This is a genomic window from Actinomycetota bacterium (genome assembly GCA_040757835.1).
GTDB lineage: Bacteria > Actinomycetota > Geothermincolia > Geothermincolales > RBG-13-55-18 > SURF-21.
The window spans coordinates 189,323-209,133 of the sequence record JBFLWJ010000003.1; the positions used below are offsets into that span (position 1 = coordinate 189,323).

The window sequence follows — 19,811 nt, forward strand, 5'->3', positions numbered from 1 at the left end:
GGACCTGGCGTATCATATCCATGAACTTGCGCATCTCATCCTCCCGGTTCTATCAAACCGAAGTTCCCATCTCTTCTTCTATATACCACGTTGGTCTCCTCCGTCTCGGCGTTTATAAACACGTAGAAATCGTGGCCGAGGAGTTCCATCTGCAGGCAGGCCTCCTCGGGGATCATGGGCTTCAGCGGGAAACTCTTGGTCTTGACGATGGCCGCCTCGGTTTCCTCCTCTGACGCCGCGGCCGCCGATTCCTTGAAGGGGTTTTTAGCGTGGTGCGAACGGTCGATCATCTTCTGTTTTACCTTGCGCGCCTGGCGCTCCAGCTTGTTCGACACCAGGTCGATGGCCTGGTACATATCCACCGCCGACTCCCTGGCCCGGATGATGGGGCCGCTGGAGAAGACGGTCACCTCGACCACCTGGTTGTCCTGTATCTTGGGGTTCCTTTCGACGCTCATCTCGATCTCCGTCTTCAGGATGCGGTCGAGGTACTTCTCGACCCTGCTCACTTTCTCCAGGGCATATCCTCGCAACGCCTCGGTCACCTCTATGTTCTTGCCCTTGACGATGATCTGCATCCCCCGCACTCCCTTCTCCTCCGATAAAAAACCCATACCAGGTTCAAGGGCGGTATGGGCCTTCTTCAGGACCTATTCGAAAAGCAAATCCCGGCCCCGGGCCTTAACCCGGCGCTTACGTATTCGACTCGCATAAGCCTAGCATACGTCCAACCCTCTGCCAACAAATGGCCCGAAAAGTGAAGGCCTCGAAACCCGGCTGACCTGGTCTTTGACCCCACACTCGCCTGCCGAGCGTCTCGCAGCGGAAGGGATCCCGCGCGGGCTTTGCCCGACCGCCACTAATGCGCTTCTCCGGTTTGTTCCGGGCAGGTCTTACCCCTAAGCCGCACCATGCTCACCAACCAAGAGTTGGCTTACGTGGGTCGTTTCGCCTGCGGCTGGCATCGACTTTCAACCACAGACCCGGGCCGAAGCCTTCCCATACATTATAAGGTGAGCGCCTGTGATATGCACATGAACCGGCCTGTGCGTCCGAGTCACGGAGCTATGGCATGGAGGCCGGCAGCGGCGGGTACGAGGGGTTCTCGGCCTGCCACCGCTTGTATGCGGACCAGGAGGCGTGGGGAGTGCCGTCGTAGCTGAAGAGGCCGAAATAACTCTTGTCCCAAGACCTGCCCGGTTTCTCGTCCATGTCCTTGTAGACCCAGATCTTGCGGCATCCCGCCCGCCTCAGGAGGCCGATGCCCCAGTCCCCGATGGCGTCGGCCTGCCCCTGCCCGCTGAACATATCCGGCTGGTCGTCCTTGTGGTGGAGCCAGCCTATCTCCGTGGCGGCGACCTCCTTCTCCACCCCGATGGAGCGCATCGCCTGGACCAGGTTGGCATAGAAGGGCCCCCAGTTGCCGGGGCTGCGGTAGGGGTGGACCCCTACCATATCGCAGTGCTCGTTGAAGCCCAGCATGTCCCCGGCCGCCACCTCGACCCCGGCGAGTGCTTGCAGGAGCACTTCCTTGTGCAGCGCCTCTCCCCTGCCCATGGCGAAATCGAGGCCGGCCCGCACCGGCCGCTCTCCCCCGTTCCACAGGCTGATGACGTCGCGCATGGAGAACTGGTTGTAGCCAGCCGGGAAATCCCACCGGGTGCGGGGCTCGCCCGCGCCCCGCGAAGTATACTCACCGCTGCATGAATCGCCGCAGTAGAAACGGGGCGATAACTCCGCCACCAGGGGTGCGCTGCCGCGGACTTCGATGGACGCTCCGCCCGCGCAGGATGCCCCGGTGACTCCCGGAGCCACGGACACCCTCCCGCACGACTGCGCCGCCACCTCCACGTGCCTGTTCTCGCTTGAGCCGTCCGGGAAGCGGTATACGATCTCCGCCTCGACCGCCTGCGACCCGGTGTTCAGAAGGCTCAGGAACTCCTTTACGGTGTAGTCCCCGGAGCCGTCCTCGCAGGCCCACTCCCGGCGCGGCGAATAGGCGTCTGGCTCGCCGTTCCGCTCCTTCACGGTGCCCCCCTGGCGGTAGTAGAGCGAGCGCTCCGCTATGATGGGCCGGTCCGACGAGACCGCGATGGACACCTCGCCCAGCTTGGAGTCGTGCCTACCCACACCCAGCCCCTCGTCGAAGACGGGAAAGACCAGGCTCGACCTCGCCGGCACCCTGATATTCCGGCTCTCACTGGTGCCGTTACCGCGGAAGTATGTGATGGCCACCGCGGCTTCCTGCCGCTCCCGGTTATCAAGGGAGAGCCACATGTCGCAGCCGGACCTGGTGCAGCCCTCCGCGAAGAACCACCGGGTCCTCCCCGGGTCGATGCCCATGAGGCCGTCCGCAAGCAGTCCGTCCCGGGAACAGACGAGGCGGAGCGTGCGTGCGGCCACGATGTCGCCGTCCGCCCTCACCGTGAGCGCGGCCTCCTGGCGGGGGCGCGAGGCATCGTCGAAGAGGCGGGTGTAGAGGCCGGTGCCCGTGTCCGGGTCGTCCGCCAGCGTGTCGAGCAGGGAGCCGCAGATGACGATTCCCGAGGGGTCCTTTTCCTTGATGGCGGTATACGCCAGTTGCAGGAGGGGCAGGTAGTCCGTCTCCACCTGGCCCCCGAAATGATAGGTCCCGAGCAGACGGTAGGCTTCTCCATCGCTGTCCCAGCCCGGCTCGTTCCATACCTCGTAGAAGTCCACTACCGGACCGTAGCGTTCGGCGGCCGCCGCGCAGAAGTCGCGCCAGCGCCCCAGGTCCGCGGGCGGGGCCTTGTCTGCGAACTCTCCATAAGCCGCGTCCCTGGCCCATGCGGGGATGGGCCCGCCCAGGACCAGCATTATGGACTGGCTTCCGTCCGCGAGGACCGCGCCTATCAGCTCGTCGTAGCGGCTCCAGTCAAAGGGCCCCGCCTGGGGCTGCACGTTCCTCCACCTCACCTCGATCTTGTGGTGGCGGATCCAGCGCCTCTCCTCGAGGGGTACCTTGGCAAGGGTCCTGCTGTTGTACCCCGGCACGTCCAGGCCGAGGATGGTCCAGTCGGCTACGTCTTTCCTGCCGCCCGCACCATCGCCACCGTAGATGGGTGTTCCAGGAACGAGCAGGGCGGCGAAAAAGATGAGCACGAGCACGATGAACCGGACTCTCATCGCAAACGCCCCACGCCCTTTTCTCCTCCCGGTTTTTGTCCTGCCGTGATTATAAGGTATATCGTCTGCCTCCGCTGATTGCATCGCGTAAGCGACAGCGACGCCCTGAGGGCGGCGCGGCGGTGTCCCAGCGCCTGGACATTTCCGAATGTCCAGGCCTGGCACGTGTACGTACGGTGATAGTGGCCCGGGAAACTACCAGGTCGGCCGAAACTGTGCATAGAGATGGTTCATGGATAGCGATCCCGCCCGGGTGTCGCCCATACAAACCCCCCGGCAAGCACGGCTGCTTGCGGGAAAGGTCGGCAAGCCCGGTTCGTCAAGGCGTTCGGGCGACCTCGTCTGTGCTGCCCCTTGCCCGGCGAGCAAGGTGCTCGGAGGAGCCTGCGACGACGACCAGCCTTGTCGCCGGGCCGCTAAAACGGTATTGGAGTGAGCCCGAACGCCTCTCCGTCCCGGATTACCCCGTCCCGTCGAGGTAGCCGTGCGCACCCAACCAATCCATGAGCTTGCCCACGCTCTCGGAGGTCTCCTCGGCGCACGTGTCCAGGACCAGTTCCGGGTCTTCGGGGTCCTCGTAGGGGTCATCGACTCCCGTGAAGTCCTTGATCTCGCCGGCCAGTGCCTTGGCCCAGAGTCCCTTGGGGTCGCGCTTCGCGCACTCTTCGGCCGGGCAGCGCACGAAGACCTCGATGAAGTCCTCGATGTCCTCCCTGATCGCCTGGCGGAAGGAGCGGTAGGGAGATATCAGTGCCACGATCACCGCCACGCCGTTGCGCGAGAGCAACTTGCTCACGTAGGCGACGCGCATGGCGTGGATCTCGCGGTCCTCCTTGCTGAAACCGAGGTCACGGCTGAGGCCTTTCCTGACCTCGTCGCCGTCCATCACCTCGACCCGCTTCCCCATGTCGCGGAGCTTTCGCTCCAGGTCGACGGCCACGGTGGTCTTGCCCGAGCCAGGAAGACCGGTCAGCCATACCACAAATCCCTTGTCCATACTTTTGAACCTCCCGTATCAATCGCCTATCCCCAGCAGCTCCACGAAGATACCGTAGAGGTCCTGTATGGGGATGAAATCCCTGTCTATTCTCTTTCCCATATCCACCTCGGGGTGGTAGATGATGCCCACTCCCCTCCAGTCGTGCACCGCGTCGTCCGGGCCGGTGTCGTTCTCCTCCAGGTACATGGAGGGATGCCCCATGGTCCCCGCGGCCCGCCAGGAGAGGTCGTCGAAGAAGACCATGAGGTCGGGCACGTCGCCCTCGGTATGCGAGTAGACCTCGCGGGGGGTCACCGCGCGCGTGTCCCAGACCTCGCCCTGAGGCCCCCTGATCTTCCTGATCTCCTCGGCCAGCGCCTCCACCTCCGCCTCGAAGCGCTCGGGGCGGATCACCCCCTCGGGCTCCCTGCCCTCGACGTTGAGGAAGACGCGCGCGTAATAGCCGCCCCAGCCCCAGGCCTTCGTGCGCGGCCAGTCCACCGGGGCGTCCTCGAGGCGGGTGCCCGGCTTCACCTCGCCCTGCAGGGCGAGGTAGCCCTTCTCCGCCAGCCACTGGTTGACGCAGAAGGCCCCCTTCATCCCCTTGGCCCCGTGGTCGGAGACCACCGCAACGGCGGTATCGGGCCCGGCGGCCTCAAGCAGCTCCCCGATGCCCTGGTCGAGCAGGCGGTAGTAGTCCCTGAGGGCGTCGTCGAAGGGCGTACCGGACTCGTAGAGGTGATGGGCCGGGTCCTGGTACCTCCAGAAGGCGTGCTGCACCCGGTCCAGCCCGATCTCCACCATGACGAAGAGGTCCCAGGGGTGCTCCTCAGCCAGGTAGCACGCGATCTCGAAATGCCCGGCGGTCATCTCCCGCAGGCTGGCCAGGATCTCCGCCTTGTTCTCCTTGCGGAAGGCGACGTCGGGCACGTAGGCCAGCTCCTGCTCCTCCAGCTCCACCGCCAGACCGCGGGGGTAAGTGTAGGGGCGGTCGGTGCCGGGGGTGAGGAAACAGGAGATCATGTCGCCGTTGACCTCGTAGGGCGGGTAGGATGGCGGCACGCCGATGAGACAGCTGCGCAGGCCGGCGCCGGCTGCCCGCGCCCACAGCGGGGGCACTTGCAGGGAAGTCGAGTCGGCCACCCTGGTGTCGTTGTAGGTGCCCGGTATGCGGTTGCGGAAACCGTACATGCCCAGCTCGCCCGGTTCCTTCCCGGTGAACATGACCATCCATGCGGGGACGGTTATGGGGGGCACGCACGATTCGACCTCCCCCCACCAGCCCCCGGCGCGCAACCTCTCCAGGTTGGGGAGGAGCCCTGAATACTCGTGGAAGAGCAGGCGCGGCGAAGCGCAGTCCAGCCCGATGACCAGCAGCCGGTTCCTGGCCATGCCCTCACTCCACGAAGGGGTCGCCGATTTCCAGGAGCACCTCGGCCACCTCGGGGCGGAGCATCTCCGGCGGGGGCACTTTGCCCTCCACGATGAGTTCGCGCATGCGGGTACCCGAGAAGCCCACCTGGTCCTCCTTGCCGTGGGGGCAGGTCTTCTCGTTCACCACCCCGCCGCAGCGCAGGCAGTAGGAGAAGGTGTTGAAGAACACCGGCACGATGCCCAGGTCCGGGAAGTCCTGGAAGATCTCCTGGGCGGCGAAGGGGTCGTAGAAATCGCCGACCCCGGCATGGTCCCTGCCCACGATGAAATGGGTGCAGCCGAAGTTCTTGCGCATGATCGCATGGTGGATCGCCTCGCGCGGCCCCGCGTAACGCATCTCGTACTGCAGGATGGCCATGACCGAGCGCTCCTTGAGATAGTAGTTGTCGATTAGGGTCTGGTAGGTGGCCAGGATGGCCTCGTCGGTGAAGTCTCCTTTCTTCTTCTTGCCGATGACCGGGTTGATGAAGAGCCCGTCGGCAAAGGTGAGGGCCGTCTTCTGCACGTACTCGTGGCCGAGATGGGGAACGTTGCGCGTCTGGAACCCCACCACCTGCCTCCAGCCGAGTTCGCTGAAGAGTACCCGGGTCTCGCGCGGGCTGAGGCGGTAGCGCTCGAAAGGGCTGGACGAGAGACGGAGCAGGGTCACCGGCCCCCCAGCCAGGAGATCGCCCATGCCGCCCGTCTTGGCCACACCGGGGTGGGAAGCGTCCCGCGTGCCGTAGATGAGCTGGTCGTGGCGGTCGCGGTCCAGGGGATAGATCTCCTCCACCTCCATCACCGCGAGCGGCCCTTCGTCCGTCTCCCACAGGGCTACCCGGTCTCCTTCCTCTATCCCGCTGTCGGGGGGAAGGTCCAGGACTATGGGCAGCGCCCATGGGGTGTCCCCGGGCAGGCGGGCATGCTCCAGCACGCTCGCGTATTCCTCCGCGCGCAGGAAACCCTCGATGGGGCTGTATATCCCCTGGGCTATGTTCTCAACCTCGCGGGCCTGCTCCGTGTCCAGCCGCAGGCTCTTGAGGCCTCGCGCCTCCGCGCCGGCTTCACCGGCGGCATCGTCGGGAATCGTGCGGTCGATCAAGCGACCGCCGTGGGGCAACGGCATGGTCTCCTCCTCAATCCAGGTAGCCCAGGGAACGCAGGCGTTCCTTCACCCTCTCCTCGTCCTCGCGGGAAAAGGCCTCTTTCTCGTCTACCGCGTCCTCCGCCAGCACTTCCCTCAGCACGTACACGACGTAGCTGGATACGGAGGTGAACCCTGTCCCCTCTATGCGCTTCTTGATCTTCTCGAAGAGCGGGGTGGGGATGGAGACCGAGGTGAACTTGCTCTCCTGTTCCTTTTTCTTCATCTTTCTCTTACACCCGACCTTTCCTTTCGCGATGTTTAACTATATATTATTATATCTAATTATTTTCAATAGCCTGTTCAGCCTGCAGCTCCTTACAAGATACGGGGGCTGCCTTTCGATTTCAACAATTATAAGGCAAGGCCGGAGAGGAAGCTTACAGCCTCCTCGCGGCGCCGGCGAGCTGGGAGGAGTTGGGGACGGGTGCAGACGGCTCTCTTGATAATCCTGGTCTCCTTCTTCGCCATGAACATGGGGGCCAGCGGGTTTGCCCCCTCCATGGCCGCGGCCTATGGCGCCGGCTTCCTGGACCGCCTGTGGACGGTGCTCTTCTTCTCCCTCTTCGTGCTGCTGGGAGCGGTGGTCGCCGGGGGCAGGGTGGCGGAGACCATCTCCCACGACATCGTCCCCTCGGGTTACATGGACACCACGGTAGCCCTCATCGTCATCACCGCGGCGACCATCTCCCTCTTCCTGGCCAACCTGCTCAAGGTGCCCCAGTCCACCAGCCAGGTGACGGTGGGGTCCCTGGTGGGCGTGGGCATCCACCTCGGGCACCTCAACGGCGCGCCCTTCAAACTCATGATCCCCCTCTGGTTCATCCTGCCCTTCGCCGCATACTCCATAACCCTTATCCTCGGCAAGTGGGCCTATCCGCGCCTGCGCAAATACGTGCTGGCTCAGAACCTCATGCGCCGCTACCGGCTGCTTCAGGCCTTCGTCATCGCCTCCTCATGTTACGCGGCCTTTTCCATCGGCTCCAACAACGTGGCCAACGCCGCCGGTCCCCTGGTTGGCGCCAATATCATAAGCGCCATGGCGGCCACGCTCTTCGTGGCCCCGTTCTTCGGCATGGGGGGTGCCGCCCTCGGGTTCGGCAACCTGGAGACGGCGGGGAAAGAGCTGACCCCCCTGGGCGTCCTCAGCGCGACCCTGGTGAGTTTCGTGGGAGCCTCCCTGCTGCTGGTGGCCAGCGGGCTGGGCATGCCCGCCTCGGAAGTCCAGATAAAACTGGGGGCCATCTTCGCCATTGGCGTGGTCAAGAACGGGCACGTCTTCATGTTCCGCAATCCGGCCGCACGCAGATCGGCCGTGGTCTGGGTGGTCGCGCCGGTCCTGTCGGTCGCCATCGCCTGGGGCCTGGCGCGCGTGTTCATCTGACCAGGACGGCGGGCGGCCGGTTTAACCGGCCTGGAAGAGGTGATAAGATTCTCGCATCTGGCCGGGTATGCGACGCGTGAGGTGGGCTTGAACGGAACGGGAGATGATCTGCACGGCATCGCCTTGAGCATGGACGTCGAGCCGTGGTGGGCCGGTGACCTCGTGCGCGAGGGCCGCGGCGGCGGTCAGGACATCGTGGCGCCGGCCGTCGACGCCCTCCTCGGCCTCCTGGAGGGAAAGGGGGTGCGCGCCACCTTCTTCGTCCTCGGTACGGTGGCGGAGGAAGACCCCGGCCTGGTGGAGAGGATCGCCGCCGGGGGACACGAGATAGGCTCCCACGCTTACGAACACATCAACCTCACGGAGACCACGCGCTCCGCGTTCCTGGCGAGCGAGAAGAGGACCGTGGATATCCTGACCTCGATCTGCGGGGAGAGGCCCCTCGGGTTCCGGGCCCCCAGTTGTTCGGTGGGTCCCGGCACGCCCTGGTTCCACGAGACCCTGGAGAAAGACCTCGGCTACCGCTACAGCTCCAGCGTCTTCCCCATGCGCACTCCGCTCTACGGATATCCCGGCACCCCCCTCGGCCCATATATCCCCGCCGGAGAGCCCGGCGGTGGACACCTGCTGGAGTTCCCCCCCACCGTCTACCGCGGGCCTCTGCTGCGCATGCCCGTATGTGGGGGCGTGTACCTAAGGTTCCAGCCACTGTGGCTGGTCGTCCGCCTGCTGAGAAAAGTACTGCAGGAGAGACCGGCGGTGCTCTACATCCATCCCCGCGATATCTACCCGCTGCGGGAGAAACCGCCCGGTATCGGCCTGCTCTCGCGCCTCGCGCTCTTCCACGGGGCCGGCAAGACCCTGGAAAAGATCGCGGGGCTCCTGGACACCTTCGATTTCAAGCCCGTGAGGGAAGTGCTGTCCCTGTAGCGGGGAGCACTGCCGATTTGCGCAAGGATGGTCGCCGGATGAGGACGGAAGTGGCAGGACCCGCGGACATACCCGCCATCGTCGACCTCTTTAACCTGGTCTTCGGCCAGGGACGCGACGTCGACGACTGGAGGAGACTTTACTCCGGCACCCCGGCCGGCCCTCCCGTCTCCTGCGTGATCCGGGAAAGCGGGGACATCGTGGGCCACCTGGGGGCGATACCCGCATGGTATGGCAGGGGTGCTGACCGTCTGAGGGGGGCGCTCCTCGTGGACATCATGGTCCACCCGGACCGGACCCGCCGCGGCCTGGCGACACGTCTCTCCCTGGCCATGCACGAGGTCCTGGGCGAGAGCTTCGACCTGTCCTTCGGTTTCGCCAACCGGCAGGCTGTCCCCACCCATTTGAAGACGGGCATGAGCAACCTGGGAAGGGCGCCGGTATACGTCAGGTATCCGAGGCTCTCGGCGCGGCGGGAGCCGCGCGGCGGCGGGGACCTGCGCCTCAGGCCGGTCTCGCTGCACGGCCCGGAACTGGAGCTGCGGCTGGGGGAAGAGGCCTTGCCCCTGTGGCACCGCTCCCGTGACCTCGCCACCCTGAGGTGGAGATATTCCGACAGGCCGCAGGGGCGGTACGACTTTTACCTCTATGATGGTGCCGTTGCCGGCTCCGGATACATGGTCCTCGCCCGCAGAAAGATCAGGGGCCTCGATGCCGGCCTCATCATGGATATCTGGGCCGGGGAGAACGACTGGGAGGCCTGCCGCTTCATGCTCTCGCGGGCCGTGGACCTGTTGAGCGGGCAGGGCGTGCGGGTCATCGCCGCTCTTGACGTTGGCAACCGGGCGGTGCTGTCCGCCCTGCGCAGGCTGGGCTTCTTGCGCCTGCCCCAGAGCGTCTTTCCCTCCCAGTTGAACTTCGTCTTCAAGGCCTATGGCGGCGCCGGTGTGGACATGCCCCTGCGGCGCAAGGACTGGTACCTGACCTGGGGCGATACCGACCTGGTGTAGCTACGGCCTCACGGCTTCTCGGATATGTCCAGCCTGCCCACCTCCACCTGCCCGGCGGACCTGTAACAGGGCAGTACGCCTATCTTCACGTACCTCGTATGCTCGCTGAGGACGATGTCGGTCTTCTCCTCGCCCCCGTGCCAGACGATGAAGTTCCTGCGTGTCCACTCGCCCGTATCCCGGTGTATCTTCATCTCCACCCTGGAGATGAGCGCCTGCGGAGAGGGCGCCGCGTACTGGTAGAAGACCAGGTATACCTGGGGCTCGCCTTCGGCGACGCGGGTGTTCATGGCTATGCGGTACCGCCGGGCAGGGTCGACCTCGATGTAGCCGCGGTTGATGAAGACCAGCGCCCCCGCGTCGTCCCGCGCCGTCACCCTCAACCTGGTGCTCGTGATATCGTCCCCATCATCCACGTGCACCGACTCGACCTCCATGGGTTCACGGCCCTCCCACTGGAACCAGGCCCAGCCGCCGAACCGGGTGAAGCCGTTCACCACCTCGCTGTCCTCGAGCTTGGGGTCGGGGGTGGATGCGAGTACCGCGGTGTCCAGTCCTTCCGGGTCCACCGCGTAAAGGTCGAAGGCCGCGTTCCTCTCCTCCAGCACCCCGTTCAGCAACAGCGCGGCGTCGAGCGAGGACTTGTCGCGGGCCACCAGGGTGTCGGTTATGCGGAACTCCCCGAGTAGTTCCCCCCACCCGTCGGGCGCGGGGGAGGCGTAGGCCTGCTCCAGCCGTTCGTTTCTGGCGGTGATGATCTCGGGAGACGCATGCCCCTGCGTGATCGAGTAGATGTTGTAGCCGGAGATGCCCATGAGCATGTATCCCTGCACGGGATGGGCGAGCAGGTTGCGGCCCTCGCCTCCCGTCTCCATGAAGGCCTCGACCGGCGCGTAGCCGTCCTTGCCCATGATGTCCTGATAGCGCCGTGCCGTGACCACCAGCGAGGCGACGAAGAACACCCCGACCACGGCCAGGATCACCGGAATGGCCACCGCCCTCCACCTCTGCAGCCTCCATATGTCCACCCCCAGCCCCAGGGCCAGTCCGATGACCAGGGGGATACGCATCACGTACGCGAACCTCCAGTAGAACGCGATGCTCACCGGGAGCAGGAAGGAGAGGGCGATGACCGTGAAGGCCAGGGCCCACGCCAGCAGGAAGACCCTCTCGCGTTCCTTCCGGAGCAGGAAGGGCAGGCCGATGAAGAAGAACACGGTTGCCTGGAAGAAATACCCGAATGATGAGTACCTCTCCACGGGCTCCCCGAGGGCCGAGTTCGCTCCCTGGATCGAGCCCCCGAATATGTCCCACCAGTGATAGAGCGGCCACAGGGAGAGCAGGGCCAGGGCGGCGGGGATGAGCGAGAGCAGCAGCAGGTGCCGGCGCGTGAGCCGCTTCTCCCATGCGGCGTACACCACCACCAGGAGGACCAGGACGAGCAGGTATCCTATGCCCGTGAGCAGGTGGATGTTGAGCACCAGTACCGCCAGCAGCAACTGCAGCAGGTAGCTCTTCCAGTCCCCCTCCTTCAGGTACCTGATGTTGCGGGCCAGAGCCAGCATCATCAGGCCCATGGCCACGACCGACGCGTAGTGGGCGCAGGCGAGCAGCTCTACGAAGGAGAAGGAGTTTCCCCTGACCACCACCTCGGCGCTGCAGAGGACCAGCGAGAACATCGCCGCCAGGAAAGCGGCGCGGGAAGACCCGGAGAGGGCGCGGGTGAGGAAATAGATGCCCGACAGAAAAAGGGATATCCCGAGGAGCCCGAATACGTAGAGGGCGGTGAAGTCGGAAGCACCGGGAACGGAGGCGATGAGCGCCATGGCCACGTAGTTGATGCCGCTGCGTTCGTTGCCGCTGTACAGCCCCGGGAACAGGTCGGCGTCGAGGTCGTCGCCCAGACCTATACGGTCCTCGACGGTGCGCAGCATGCCCAGGTGGCCGTAGGTATCGGCCCCCGATTCACGGAAGGGCAGCCTCTCCTGGTAGAAGTAGAAGGTGTACAGGGCGGCCATGGCCAGGATGAGCGCCAGCAGCGCCAGGATATAGGGGTCGCGGCCCGCGCCGCGTCCGGCCACCACGCTCTCGTCCGCCGGCGGACCTTCCCCGTTCTCAGCCGTCCCGCGCATCCGCGTCGTCCCCCTCCCCGCCGTCTTCCCCCTCCGCTTCCTCCCCCACGAGGCGAAGCAGCTTCTCCTCCAGCACCGCAAGCCTCTGGACCATCCTGTTGTACCCCTTGCTCTGCCTGCTGAGCACCGCCGAGAAATGGATCATGATCCCGAAGATGAAGAGGAAGGCGAGGCCGAAGATGATGGAGGGCGGATAGTAGATCCTCAACACATCGGCCAGCTTCTGCAGGAGCGCCGGCCAGGCGCTGAGGACGATGATGGATATGCCGAGGAGGATCCAGAGTATCGCATAGCGCTCGCCCAGTGACCCCCTCCGCACCAGCTCGACGATGAGGGCGATCATCAGCAGACCGGCGACGATGCCCGTGACCGCGATATTCCAGTTCAAGATGGTATATCCTTCACCCGATCTTCCCCCTGCCTCTTCTCCCCCGCAACGCGCAGATCGCGACGGCGAGGGTCACCTTGCTCATATAATACACGGCGACGCCCGTGTTTATCACCGATTTGCCGCTCTCCCTCCGCAGGGAGTCTATGGGGACCTCCTCCACCGTGAACCCCTCGAGGTTCGACATCATCAGCGCCTCTACCTCGGGGAAGTCGTCCGGATAGTCGCGGGCGAAGGCCTCCAAGGCCCGGCGGCCGTATCCCCGGAAGCCGCAGGTGGCGTCCGTGATGTGGTAGGAGGTAAGCCGGTTGACCAGCCAGGACAGGAACCTGTTGCCGACGAGCCTCGCGCTCCAACCCCCGCCATTGCGGCCGTTAAAGTAACGGCTCCCGATGACCAGGTCCGCCTGCTTCTCCCGCAGGGACTCGAGGAGCAGGGGGATGTCGGCGGGATCGTGCTGGCCGTCTCCATCCATCCTGATGACGAAGTCGTATCCCTCCTCGGCGGCCACCTGGAGACCGGCCTGCTCCGCCACCCCTATGCCCGCGTTGAAGGCTAGGGACAGGCACCTCGCCCCGGCCCGCACCGCCCTTTCCCGCGTGCCGTCCTCGCTGCCGTCATCCACGACCAGCACTTCGGCGTCCAGCTCGCGCCGGACCTCGGAGACGACCCTCTCGATGCTGTCCTCCTCGTTATGGGCGAGGATCACGACCAGCGTGTTCAACCCTTCCGCCTCTCCTTCATACCCTGACCCGGTGCGCCCCGCCTTGCGAGCAGGCTTATGAAGGATGCCCGGGCTACCCTCGCGGCGTAGGCGCACCTGGCGCCGGTGGCGTCGTCCCCGCGCCTCGAGATGAACAGGGCCCCCAGCACCGCGGCAGCCGCCGCCGAGCCGGCGCAGATGAGGGCGCGGATGATATACGAATGCACCGGGCTGAAGTACTTCCTCTGAAAGTAGTCGATCCCGTCCACGTAAATCCTGGCCCGGGTATAGCCTTTCTGCTCGCCGAAGACCTGGATGCCGGACCGGTTCCCGTAGTGCGTTATCTCCACCCCGGGCAGATACACCGTCTTCCAGCCCGCCCTCTTGACGCGGTAGCACAGGTCCATATCCTCCCCGTACAGGAAGAGGCCTTCGTCAAGGAGGCCCACCTCCTCCAGCGCTCTGGCGCGCACCAGGGCGCAGGCGGTATAGACCCAGTCCACCTCGATGGGACAACGGCCGTCGCCGGCCGGGTCGGTGGACATCCCGAACATGCTGGATCCCAGGCCGCCCAGGAGGACCAGCAGGTAGAGCAGGGCGTGCCTTGCGTCCAGCAGGGTGAAATGGAAGCAGCTCTGCTGATAATCCCCGTCCTCGCCCACCATCCTGGGACCGACGATGGCGGCATCTGCATGTGACTCCATGTACTCGTACATGCCGCGCAGGGCCCCGGCCCCGACCACCGTATCCGGGTTGAGCAGCAATATGTAAGGGGCGGAGGACATCCTGATCCCGCGGTTGGTGCCGCGGGAATACCCCACGTTCTCCTCGTTTACGGCCAGCGCCACCTGCGGGAACTTCTCCCTGACCATCTCCGCCGATCCGTCCCCGGAGGCGTTGTCCACCACGATGACCTCCAGGTCAAGGCCGTCCGCATGGGCGAGCAGGGAGCGCAGGCAGTCATGCAGCAGATCCCTGGTCTTGTAGTTGAGCGCCACTACGCTGATGTCGGGCATCGTCCCCCTGCTCTCTCCGCCATAGGGTCCGTCCGGCTGCTGCGGATGGTTATACGCGGTTCGACGGTCCTCTGAGCACATACCAATTCTACGCACGCGCGGTGCATCGGGCAATCGCGCCGCCGCCGGCCGCGGCTCGCGCCCGCACGGTCAACCGGGCCATCAGAGAAGGGACTTCCCGTCCATCGCCGGTGGTCCCTCAACCCCCATGAAATCGAGGACGGTGGGAGCGATGTCCTCGATGCTGCCGTCCCCCGCGCCCGCATCGATGCCGGGGCCCCGCAATACGATCATCCCCTCCCGGCGGTGGTCTGCACGGGTGAGCGGGAGCACGAGCCGTCCCTCGTCACCTATCACCCCCTGGGTGGTCCACCCCTCCACCATCTCCACCATGAGGTCGGGGGCCCAGTCCACTTTGGGTCCCGAGTAGATCTCCTCCCTGCTCCGGACCGCGCTCACCGGCCTCTCTCCCGACGCAACGTCCACATAGCCCTCGAGACCCCGTCGCAGTTCCTTGATGAGGGATTCCCTCTCCCCGCCCACGCCCACGCTCCCCCGGGGGCGGTCGGAGGTGTTCAGGTAGATGCCATGGTTGGGCAGGGCGATGGCCCGGGTCGCGGCCCAATCGACCCGGTCCGCCTGGATGTAATCGACCACCGAGGCGTGTGAGCCCGAGCCCCTGCCCTCCGGCACCATCCTCCTCAGGGAGCGGGGGGCGTAACGGGAGGCGGCCGCGAGCAGCCCGACCCGATCCAGGGCGGCGGCTATCCTCTTCTGGTTGATACCCATGCCGGAGAGCCCGCCCAGGGATCTTACCTTGAGGTAACCCTCCCCGATGAGCCAGTTATTGAGGAGGAAGCCCGACTTGCACGGCGCGAAACCGTGGTCCGAGAGGACCATGAGCAGGTCGCTCGCTCCCACGTACCGCTCCACCAGCGCACCGATATGGCCGTCCAGCTTCTCGAAGAAGGCGGCGGTCAAGGCGTGCAGGCCGCCCCTCTCCGGTTCCAGGGGCAGGCCGGTGTGGTTGAGGAGGTTGTGGCTCACGCGGTCCGCGAGGTGGAAGACGCCGAGGAAGAAATCACAGGGGTGCCCGGAGAGCAGGGCCTCGAAGACGCGGTGGCGCTTGTCCATCGCCGCCTCGCATTCCCTGATGGTCTTCTCGGGCCCCATGACCGAAAACCCCTTCGGCTCGATGACGTAGCCCCCGGCGGCGGCGTCTATGGCGGCGCGCATGGATGCGGGCCAGGTGTGGAGGTCGCGCTCGTCGGCGAGGAAACCCGGGATCATGTAGCCGTTGATCCGCCTGGGCTCGCGCACCACGGGGATGTTGAAAGCCCCGCAGGAGAGCCCGCGCTCGCCGAGGATGTCCCATATCTCCGGCAAGGCGGGGTCGCGGTGATAGTCGTAGTAGCTCAGGGCGTACGAGGCCGGCGCGAGGTTGAGGAAGCCGAAGGCCCCGATCCAGCCCGGGTTCCTCCCACTGGCCAGGGTGTTCCAGGCGGGACAGGTGATATAAGGGATAGTGCTCGCCAGGACGCCGTGGCGCCCCTCGGAGGCCAATGCCCTCAAGGCCGGCATACGCCCGGCCTCCATGAGCGGGGACATCACTTTCCAGGTCCCGCCGTCGATCCCGATGATGAATACCCTTCCCTTGGCCATGTGTTTTCTCATCTCCCGCGCTCCCGCGCCGCCGGCGGAGGTTGTTAGTGATTATACGCCACTCCCCGGCCGTGGACCTCCAGGCCGGATGATACCATGGATACGCGGGACCCGTTATAACGCCGTGTCTTTTGGGTTATAGTATCGACACGGGTCCATGACCGCGCGGCCGGCCACCCGTAGCCGGCCGGCAGGAAAGAGACGCTCGATAGGACGGTACCTGTTGGAGAACCGCTGCCCCCTTTGCGCATCGACGCGGACCGCACCGTTCTCGCCCCTCGGGGAAGGGGACGGCCGCTCCGGCGAGGGCTACCGTGTATACGGGTGCGGCGACTGCGGCGTCGCCTTCACCTGGCCCAGGCTCGACACGGCCGAGACCTCGGACCTCTACGGGGACGACTATTACTCCTTCCGCTCCACCAGCCTGGAGAGCCTGCCGTTGTGGGGATCCGCGGCCACGGCGCTGGACCGGGCCCTGCGCCTCCTGCGCGGGAGGAGATCGCGTCTCGCGGACCTCCTGGAGAGGCTGCTGTTCTGGCCGGCGAGGAACGTCCCCCAGGCGGTCCCGCTCTTCTATCCCGGGAGGGATGTGCTGGACCTGGGCTGCGGCGCCGGGGACCAGATGGCCTTGTGGCGGCGGGTCGGGCGCAACGTGCGGGGGGTCGATATATCGCCCCGCGCCGCGGCGGAGGGGGGCAAGCGGGGCCTGGATATATTCACGGGGGAGATATGGGAGGCGGGCTTCGCGGCCGGTTCCTTCGATATCGTCTACGCGAACCAGGTCATAGAGCACACCGGCGACACCCACGCCACCCTGCGGGAGATATGGCGGGTGTTGCGGCCGGGGGGGGTGCTCATCGTGGGGGTCCCCAATACCGCCAACCGCTTCCTGGCCGTCTTCAAGTCCGGCTGGGCCTTTCTCCAGATACCCTTTCACTTCCTTCACTTCGATCCCGCCAGTCTCTGCGCGGCCCTCGCCCGGGACGGTTTCTTTATCCGTAAGGTCTACACCATCACCCCCGCGGCCGGGCTCCTCGAGAGCCTGGCCAGGATGTTCCCGGGCTTCGGGCGCGTCTATGCCGACTGCCACCTGAAGGCCCCGTGTATCGCCGCGTATGTCCTGCTGTCACTGCTCCTGTTGCCCTGCAACCTGGGGCTCCGGGGCGACCTGCTGTACGTCATCGCCGTGAAGGGAGGCCAGTCGCCATGTCCGGGCCCGCGGTAGCTTTCATCGACTGCCTGCACGGCAGCGGCAAGGAGGGCGGCGCGGACATCGCCGCCCGGGACCTGGCGGAACGCCTGCGCGGGGCCGGCGCCAGGACCCGCATCCTGTCCTTCCGTGATGGCATACCCCTGGCGCTTCCGGACCTCCTGAAGACCAAGCCGCTGCTACGGGAACTCACGGCCTTTCCCCTGGGCGGCCGCAAGGGGATGCGGGAGGCTGAGGGTGGGTACGACGTCATCCACCTCAACTCCCTGGCCCTGGCCCCCCTCTACAGGCCCCGCCTCCCCGTCGTCATCACCCTGCACAACATCCAGTGCCAGAAGTTCACCAGGTACATGGGGGCCGGACGCCTTCCCCTGCTCTTCAACCGCCTCACCCGCTTCCCTTTCCGGCTGTCCGAGAGGCGGGCGGCCGGGAACATCGACCGCTTCATCTGCGTGCACCGGGGCATCGCCGACTTCCTGCGGGACGGGATGGGGATAGCGGAGGACCGTATCGCGGTGATCCCCAACGGCGTGGACACCGAGCTGTTCAGGCCCGGAGGAGACAAGGTCAGGCGCGTCGTCTTCGTGGGGAGGGCCACCACCACCAAGGGGTTCGACGTGCTGGCGGAGGCGGCGCCCATGATCGACGCCCCGATCATGGCCGTGACCAACAAGATGCGGCCGGCCATGGCGGCGAGGGCCGCGGCGGCGGGCATGGAGGTCAGGTGGGACCTGAGCCACCGGGAACTGGCCCCTCTGATATCATCGTCGAGCCTCCTGGTCCTGCCCTCCTGGGACGAGGAGCAGCCGCTGGTGGTCATCGAGGCCATGTCCTGCGGCCTGCCCGTGGTGACCACCCCCGCGGGGGCGTCCGACCTCATCCGCGACGGCCAGGGCGGCCTGGTGGTCCCGCCCCACGACCCGCGGGCCCTGGCACGGGCCGTCAACCACATCCTGGGCGACGAGCGCATGATAGAGTCCATGGGCGCGGCCAACCGGCATATCGCCGAGGCCAGCCATGCCTGGCCCGTGGTGGTCGCGCGGGTGATGGATGTCTACGGCGATGTCCTCGACAGCGCCCGCCGGGGCGGGGGGCCGCCCTATTGAGCTCCGGCCACGAAACGGTTGAGGAAGTCCCTCACGCGGTCGGGCCTGATCTTCATGCGCATGAGCACGAAGCAGATGATGGTAACGTCCTCCGCCTCCAGGCACCTCGAGAGCAGGAGCATCAGCATGCCCATGGCCAGGTAGGCGAAGTAGAGGGGCACCAGGCACCAGTCGCGCCCGGCGAGCGCCCAGGAGAAGAGGGGGTAGGTGACCACGGCCCCCAGCACCGACAGCAGCAGTGGCTTGAGGTACTGGGGGGTAAAGGGGTGGATCCGCTCCAGGTAGTATATCTGCGCCGACTTGAGCACGTTGATGACCACGTATGATGATAGGGTGGCGATAGCCGCTCCGGTCATCCCGTAACGAGGTATGAGGATCCAGCAGAGGGCGACGTTGGTGATCACGCCCGCCGTGCCGTCCGCGAGGACCAGGCGGGGCTTCCCCAGGGCCACCAGGGTCATCCCATTGGGCCCCGCGAATACGTTGAAGGACATCCCGAGGGACAGGATGACGAGGGCCGTGGACGCTTCGGCGTACCGGGCGCCCGCGAAGAAAGTGATCACCTGTTCGGAGAAGAGGACGTAGATGAAGAGCAGGGGCATGGTCAGGGTCATGGCCCACTTGGTGGAGCTGCGGTAGATGCCGTTGATCTGCTCCTTCTTGCCTTCGGAGAGCAGCTTCGTCGTCACTGGGAGGAAGATATAGATGAGGGAGAGCATGAACATGAACAGCAGGTTCACGAAGGGGACCGCGGTGTTGTAGGCCCCGACCGTCTCCGTGGTCTTGAAGATGCCCAGCATGAAGGTGTCCGCCCAGGTCATCACCATGTTGAGCACCCCCTCCACGGCGAGGGGTATGGAGAAAAGGATAAGCGCCTTGCCCATCTTCACCGGCTTCACCGGCGCGAGCAGGCGCGGCAGATTGCGCACGGCATACACCACCGTCAGGGAACAGGTGATCACGGCGGCGGAGGCGAGGGCCGCGGCCGCCCAGGTGAGCCCGGAGTCCGTCACCAGCGCCACGAACATCAGGGCCGCGATGAGCCCCCACATCATGGTGTCCTCGAACACCGCCTTCACGCCCACGCGGTCGAACCCCCTGAAGATGCTGCTGAGGAGGATGATGAAGACCATGAAGGGCAGGCCGATGGCGAAGATGCGGGTGATGGAGGTCAGCTGCGGTGCGTCGAATATCCCGGCCAGCGGGCCGGAGGCCGCGAAGAAAGCGACGGCAAAGGCACAGGAGGATATCAATCCTATCTTCAGGGTCGCGTAGACCGCTCCCTTGATCCTCTCCTCGTCTTTTTTGCCACGGTAATAGGAGATGAAGCGGGGCGAGCCGGAGCGCATGCCGAGTTCCGCCATGATCACCGTGAACTCCAGGATGGCGGCGCCCAGCATGATCACGCCGTAATCGCTCTTGGAGAGGCCGCGGAAGAGGACCATCCGCTCCAGGAAGTGGAAGACGGAGGAGGCGACGAACCCCAGGAAGACGACGAACATCCCTCCCGCTATCTTGCCCAGCGATTCCTGGAACTCCTGCTGAAGATCGGACATGCTTCCTCGATCCGTGAGATAGAGAACCGTG

At 65.4% G+C, this 19,811-nt stretch carries 17 protein-coding genes; 5 read left to right on the plus strand and 12 right to left on the minus strand.

From position 1 onward, the window contains the following. Window positions 1-35: 35 nt before the first annotated feature. The 6 genes from raiA to AB1384_04835 all read right to left on the minus strand — a co-directional run bounded on the left by raiA (window position 36) and on the right by AB1384_04835 (window position 6,909). Window positions 36-578, minus strand: coding sequence for a ribosome-associated translation inhibitor RaiA (raiA, locus tag AB1384_04810; GenBank protein ID MEW6553588.1), 543 nt, complete (start codon window positions 576-578; stop codon window positions 36-38). Window positions 579-1,065: 487 nt separating this feature from the next. Further along, window positions 1,066-3,147 (minus strand): hypothetical protein, encoded by a 2,082-nt coding sequence (locus AB1384_04815; protein MEW6553589.1) that lies wholly within the window; start codon window positions 3,145-3,147, stop codon window positions 1,066-1,068. Between the two features lie 460 nt (window positions 3,148-3,607). Further along, the gene (gene cysC, locus AB1384_04820) at window positions 3,608-4,144 is read right to left on the minus strand and encodes an adenylyl-sulfate kinase (protein MEW6553590.1); all 537 of its coding nucleotides are present in this window, start codon (window positions 4,142-4,144) and stop codon (window positions 3,608-3,610) included. An 18-nt stretch (window positions 4,145-4,162) separates the two neighbouring features. Continuing rightward, window positions 4,163-5,518, minus strand: coding sequence for an alkaline phosphatase family protein (locus AB1384_04825; protein MEW6553591.1), 1,356 nt, complete (start codon window positions 5,516-5,518; stop codon window positions 4,163-4,165). 4 nt (window positions 5,519-5,522) lie between these two features. Further along, entirely contained in the window at window positions 5,523-6,665 is a 1,143-nt protein-coding gene (sat, locus tag AB1384_04830) for a sulfate adenylyltransferase (protein ID MEW6553592.1), read from the minus strand. 10 nt (window positions 6,666-6,675) lie between these two features. Next, window positions 6,676-6,909 (minus strand): CopG family transcriptional regulator, encoded by a 234-nt coding sequence (locus AB1384_04835; protein ID MEW6553593.1) that lies wholly within the window; start codon window positions 6,907-6,909, stop codon window positions 6,676-6,678. Window positions 6,910-7,110: 201 nt separating this feature from the next. Here AB1384_04835 and AB1384_04840 point away from each other — a divergent pair, with 201 nt between their 5' ends. From AB1384_04840 to AB1384_04850, 3 genes are all read left to right on the plus strand, one after another. Next, window positions 7,111-8,067, plus strand: a complete 957-nt coding sequence (locus AB1384_04840) for an inorganic phosphate transporter (protein MEW6553594.1) — start codon at window positions 7,111-7,113, stop codon at window positions 8,065-8,067. Window positions 8,068-8,154: 87 nt separating this feature from the next. Continuing rightward, a complete protein-coding gene (locus AB1384_04845; GenBank protein MEW6553595.1) occupies window positions 8,155-8,997 on the plus strand; it encodes a polysaccharide deacetylase family protein in 843 nt (280 codons plus the stop codon). A gap of 38 nt (window positions 8,998-9,035) precedes the next feature. Further along, window positions 9,036-10,007: a GNAT family N-acetyltransferase gene (locus AB1384_04850; protein MEW6553596.1), complete on the plus strand. Its 972-nt coding sequence runs from the start codon at window positions 9,036-9,038 to the stop codon at window positions 10,005-10,007. 8 nt (window positions 10,008-10,015) lie between these two features. On the opposite strand, the gene AB1384_04855 is transcribed toward AB1384_04850, so the two are convergent. From AB1384_04855 to AB1384_04875, 5 genes are all read right to left on the minus strand, one after another. Further along, window positions 10,016-12,139, minus strand: coding sequence for a hypothetical protein (locus AB1384_04855; GenBank protein ID MEW6553597.1), 2,124 nt, complete (start codon window positions 12,137-12,139; stop codon window positions 10,016-10,018). Beyond that, complete coding sequence (locus AB1384_04860) at window positions 12,123-12,527, minus strand: DUF2304 domain-containing protein (GenBank protein ID MEW6553598.1); 405 nt, start codon at window positions 12,525-12,527, stop codon at window positions 12,123-12,125. Before AB1384_04860 ends, AB1384_04855 begins: the two co-directional genes overlap by 17 nt. 13 nt (window positions 12,528-12,540) lie before the next feature. Next, complete coding sequence (locus AB1384_04865; GenBank protein ID MEW6553599.1) at window positions 12,541-13,251, minus strand: glycosyltransferase family 2 protein; 711 nt, start codon at window positions 13,249-13,251, stop codon at window positions 12,541-12,543. Next, window positions 13,248-14,246 (minus strand): glycosyltransferase family 2 protein, encoded by a 999-nt coding sequence (locus AB1384_04870; protein MEW6553600.1) that lies wholly within the window; start codon window positions 14,244-14,246, stop codon window positions 13,248-13,250. Before AB1384_04870 ends, AB1384_04865 begins: the two co-directional genes overlap by 4 nt. 162 nt (window positions 14,247-14,408) lie before the next feature. Beyond that, window positions 14,409-15,920, minus strand: coding sequence for an alkaline phosphatase family protein (locus AB1384_04875; GenBank protein MEW6553601.1), 1,512 nt, complete (start codon window positions 15,918-15,920; stop codon window positions 14,409-14,411). 211 nt (window positions 15,921-16,131) lie between these two features. Here AB1384_04875 and AB1384_04880 point away from each other — a divergent pair, with 211 nt between their 5' ends. Beyond that, window positions 16,132-17,133 carry a class I SAM-dependent methyltransferase gene (locus AB1384_04880; protein ID MEW6553602.1) on the plus strand — a complete coding sequence of 334 codons (1,002 nt, stop codon included), beginning with the start codon at window positions 16,132-16,134 and terminating at the stop codon, window positions 17,131-17,133. Further along, window positions 17,115-18,224: a glycosyltransferase family 4 protein gene (locus AB1384_04885; protein MEW6553603.1), complete on the plus strand. Its 1,110-nt coding sequence runs from the start codon at window positions 17,115-17,117 to the stop codon at window positions 18,222-18,224. Before AB1384_04880 ends, AB1384_04885 begins: the two co-directional genes overlap by 19 nt. On the opposite strand, the gene AB1384_04890 is transcribed toward AB1384_04885, so the two are convergent. After that, entirely contained in the window at window positions 18,218-19,780 is a 1,563-nt protein-coding gene (locus tag AB1384_04890; GenBank protein MEW6553604.1) for a flippase, read from the minus strand. The genes AB1384_04885 and AB1384_04890 overlap by 7 nt on opposite strands. Between the last annotated feature and the right edge of the window lie 31 nt (window positions 19,781-19,811).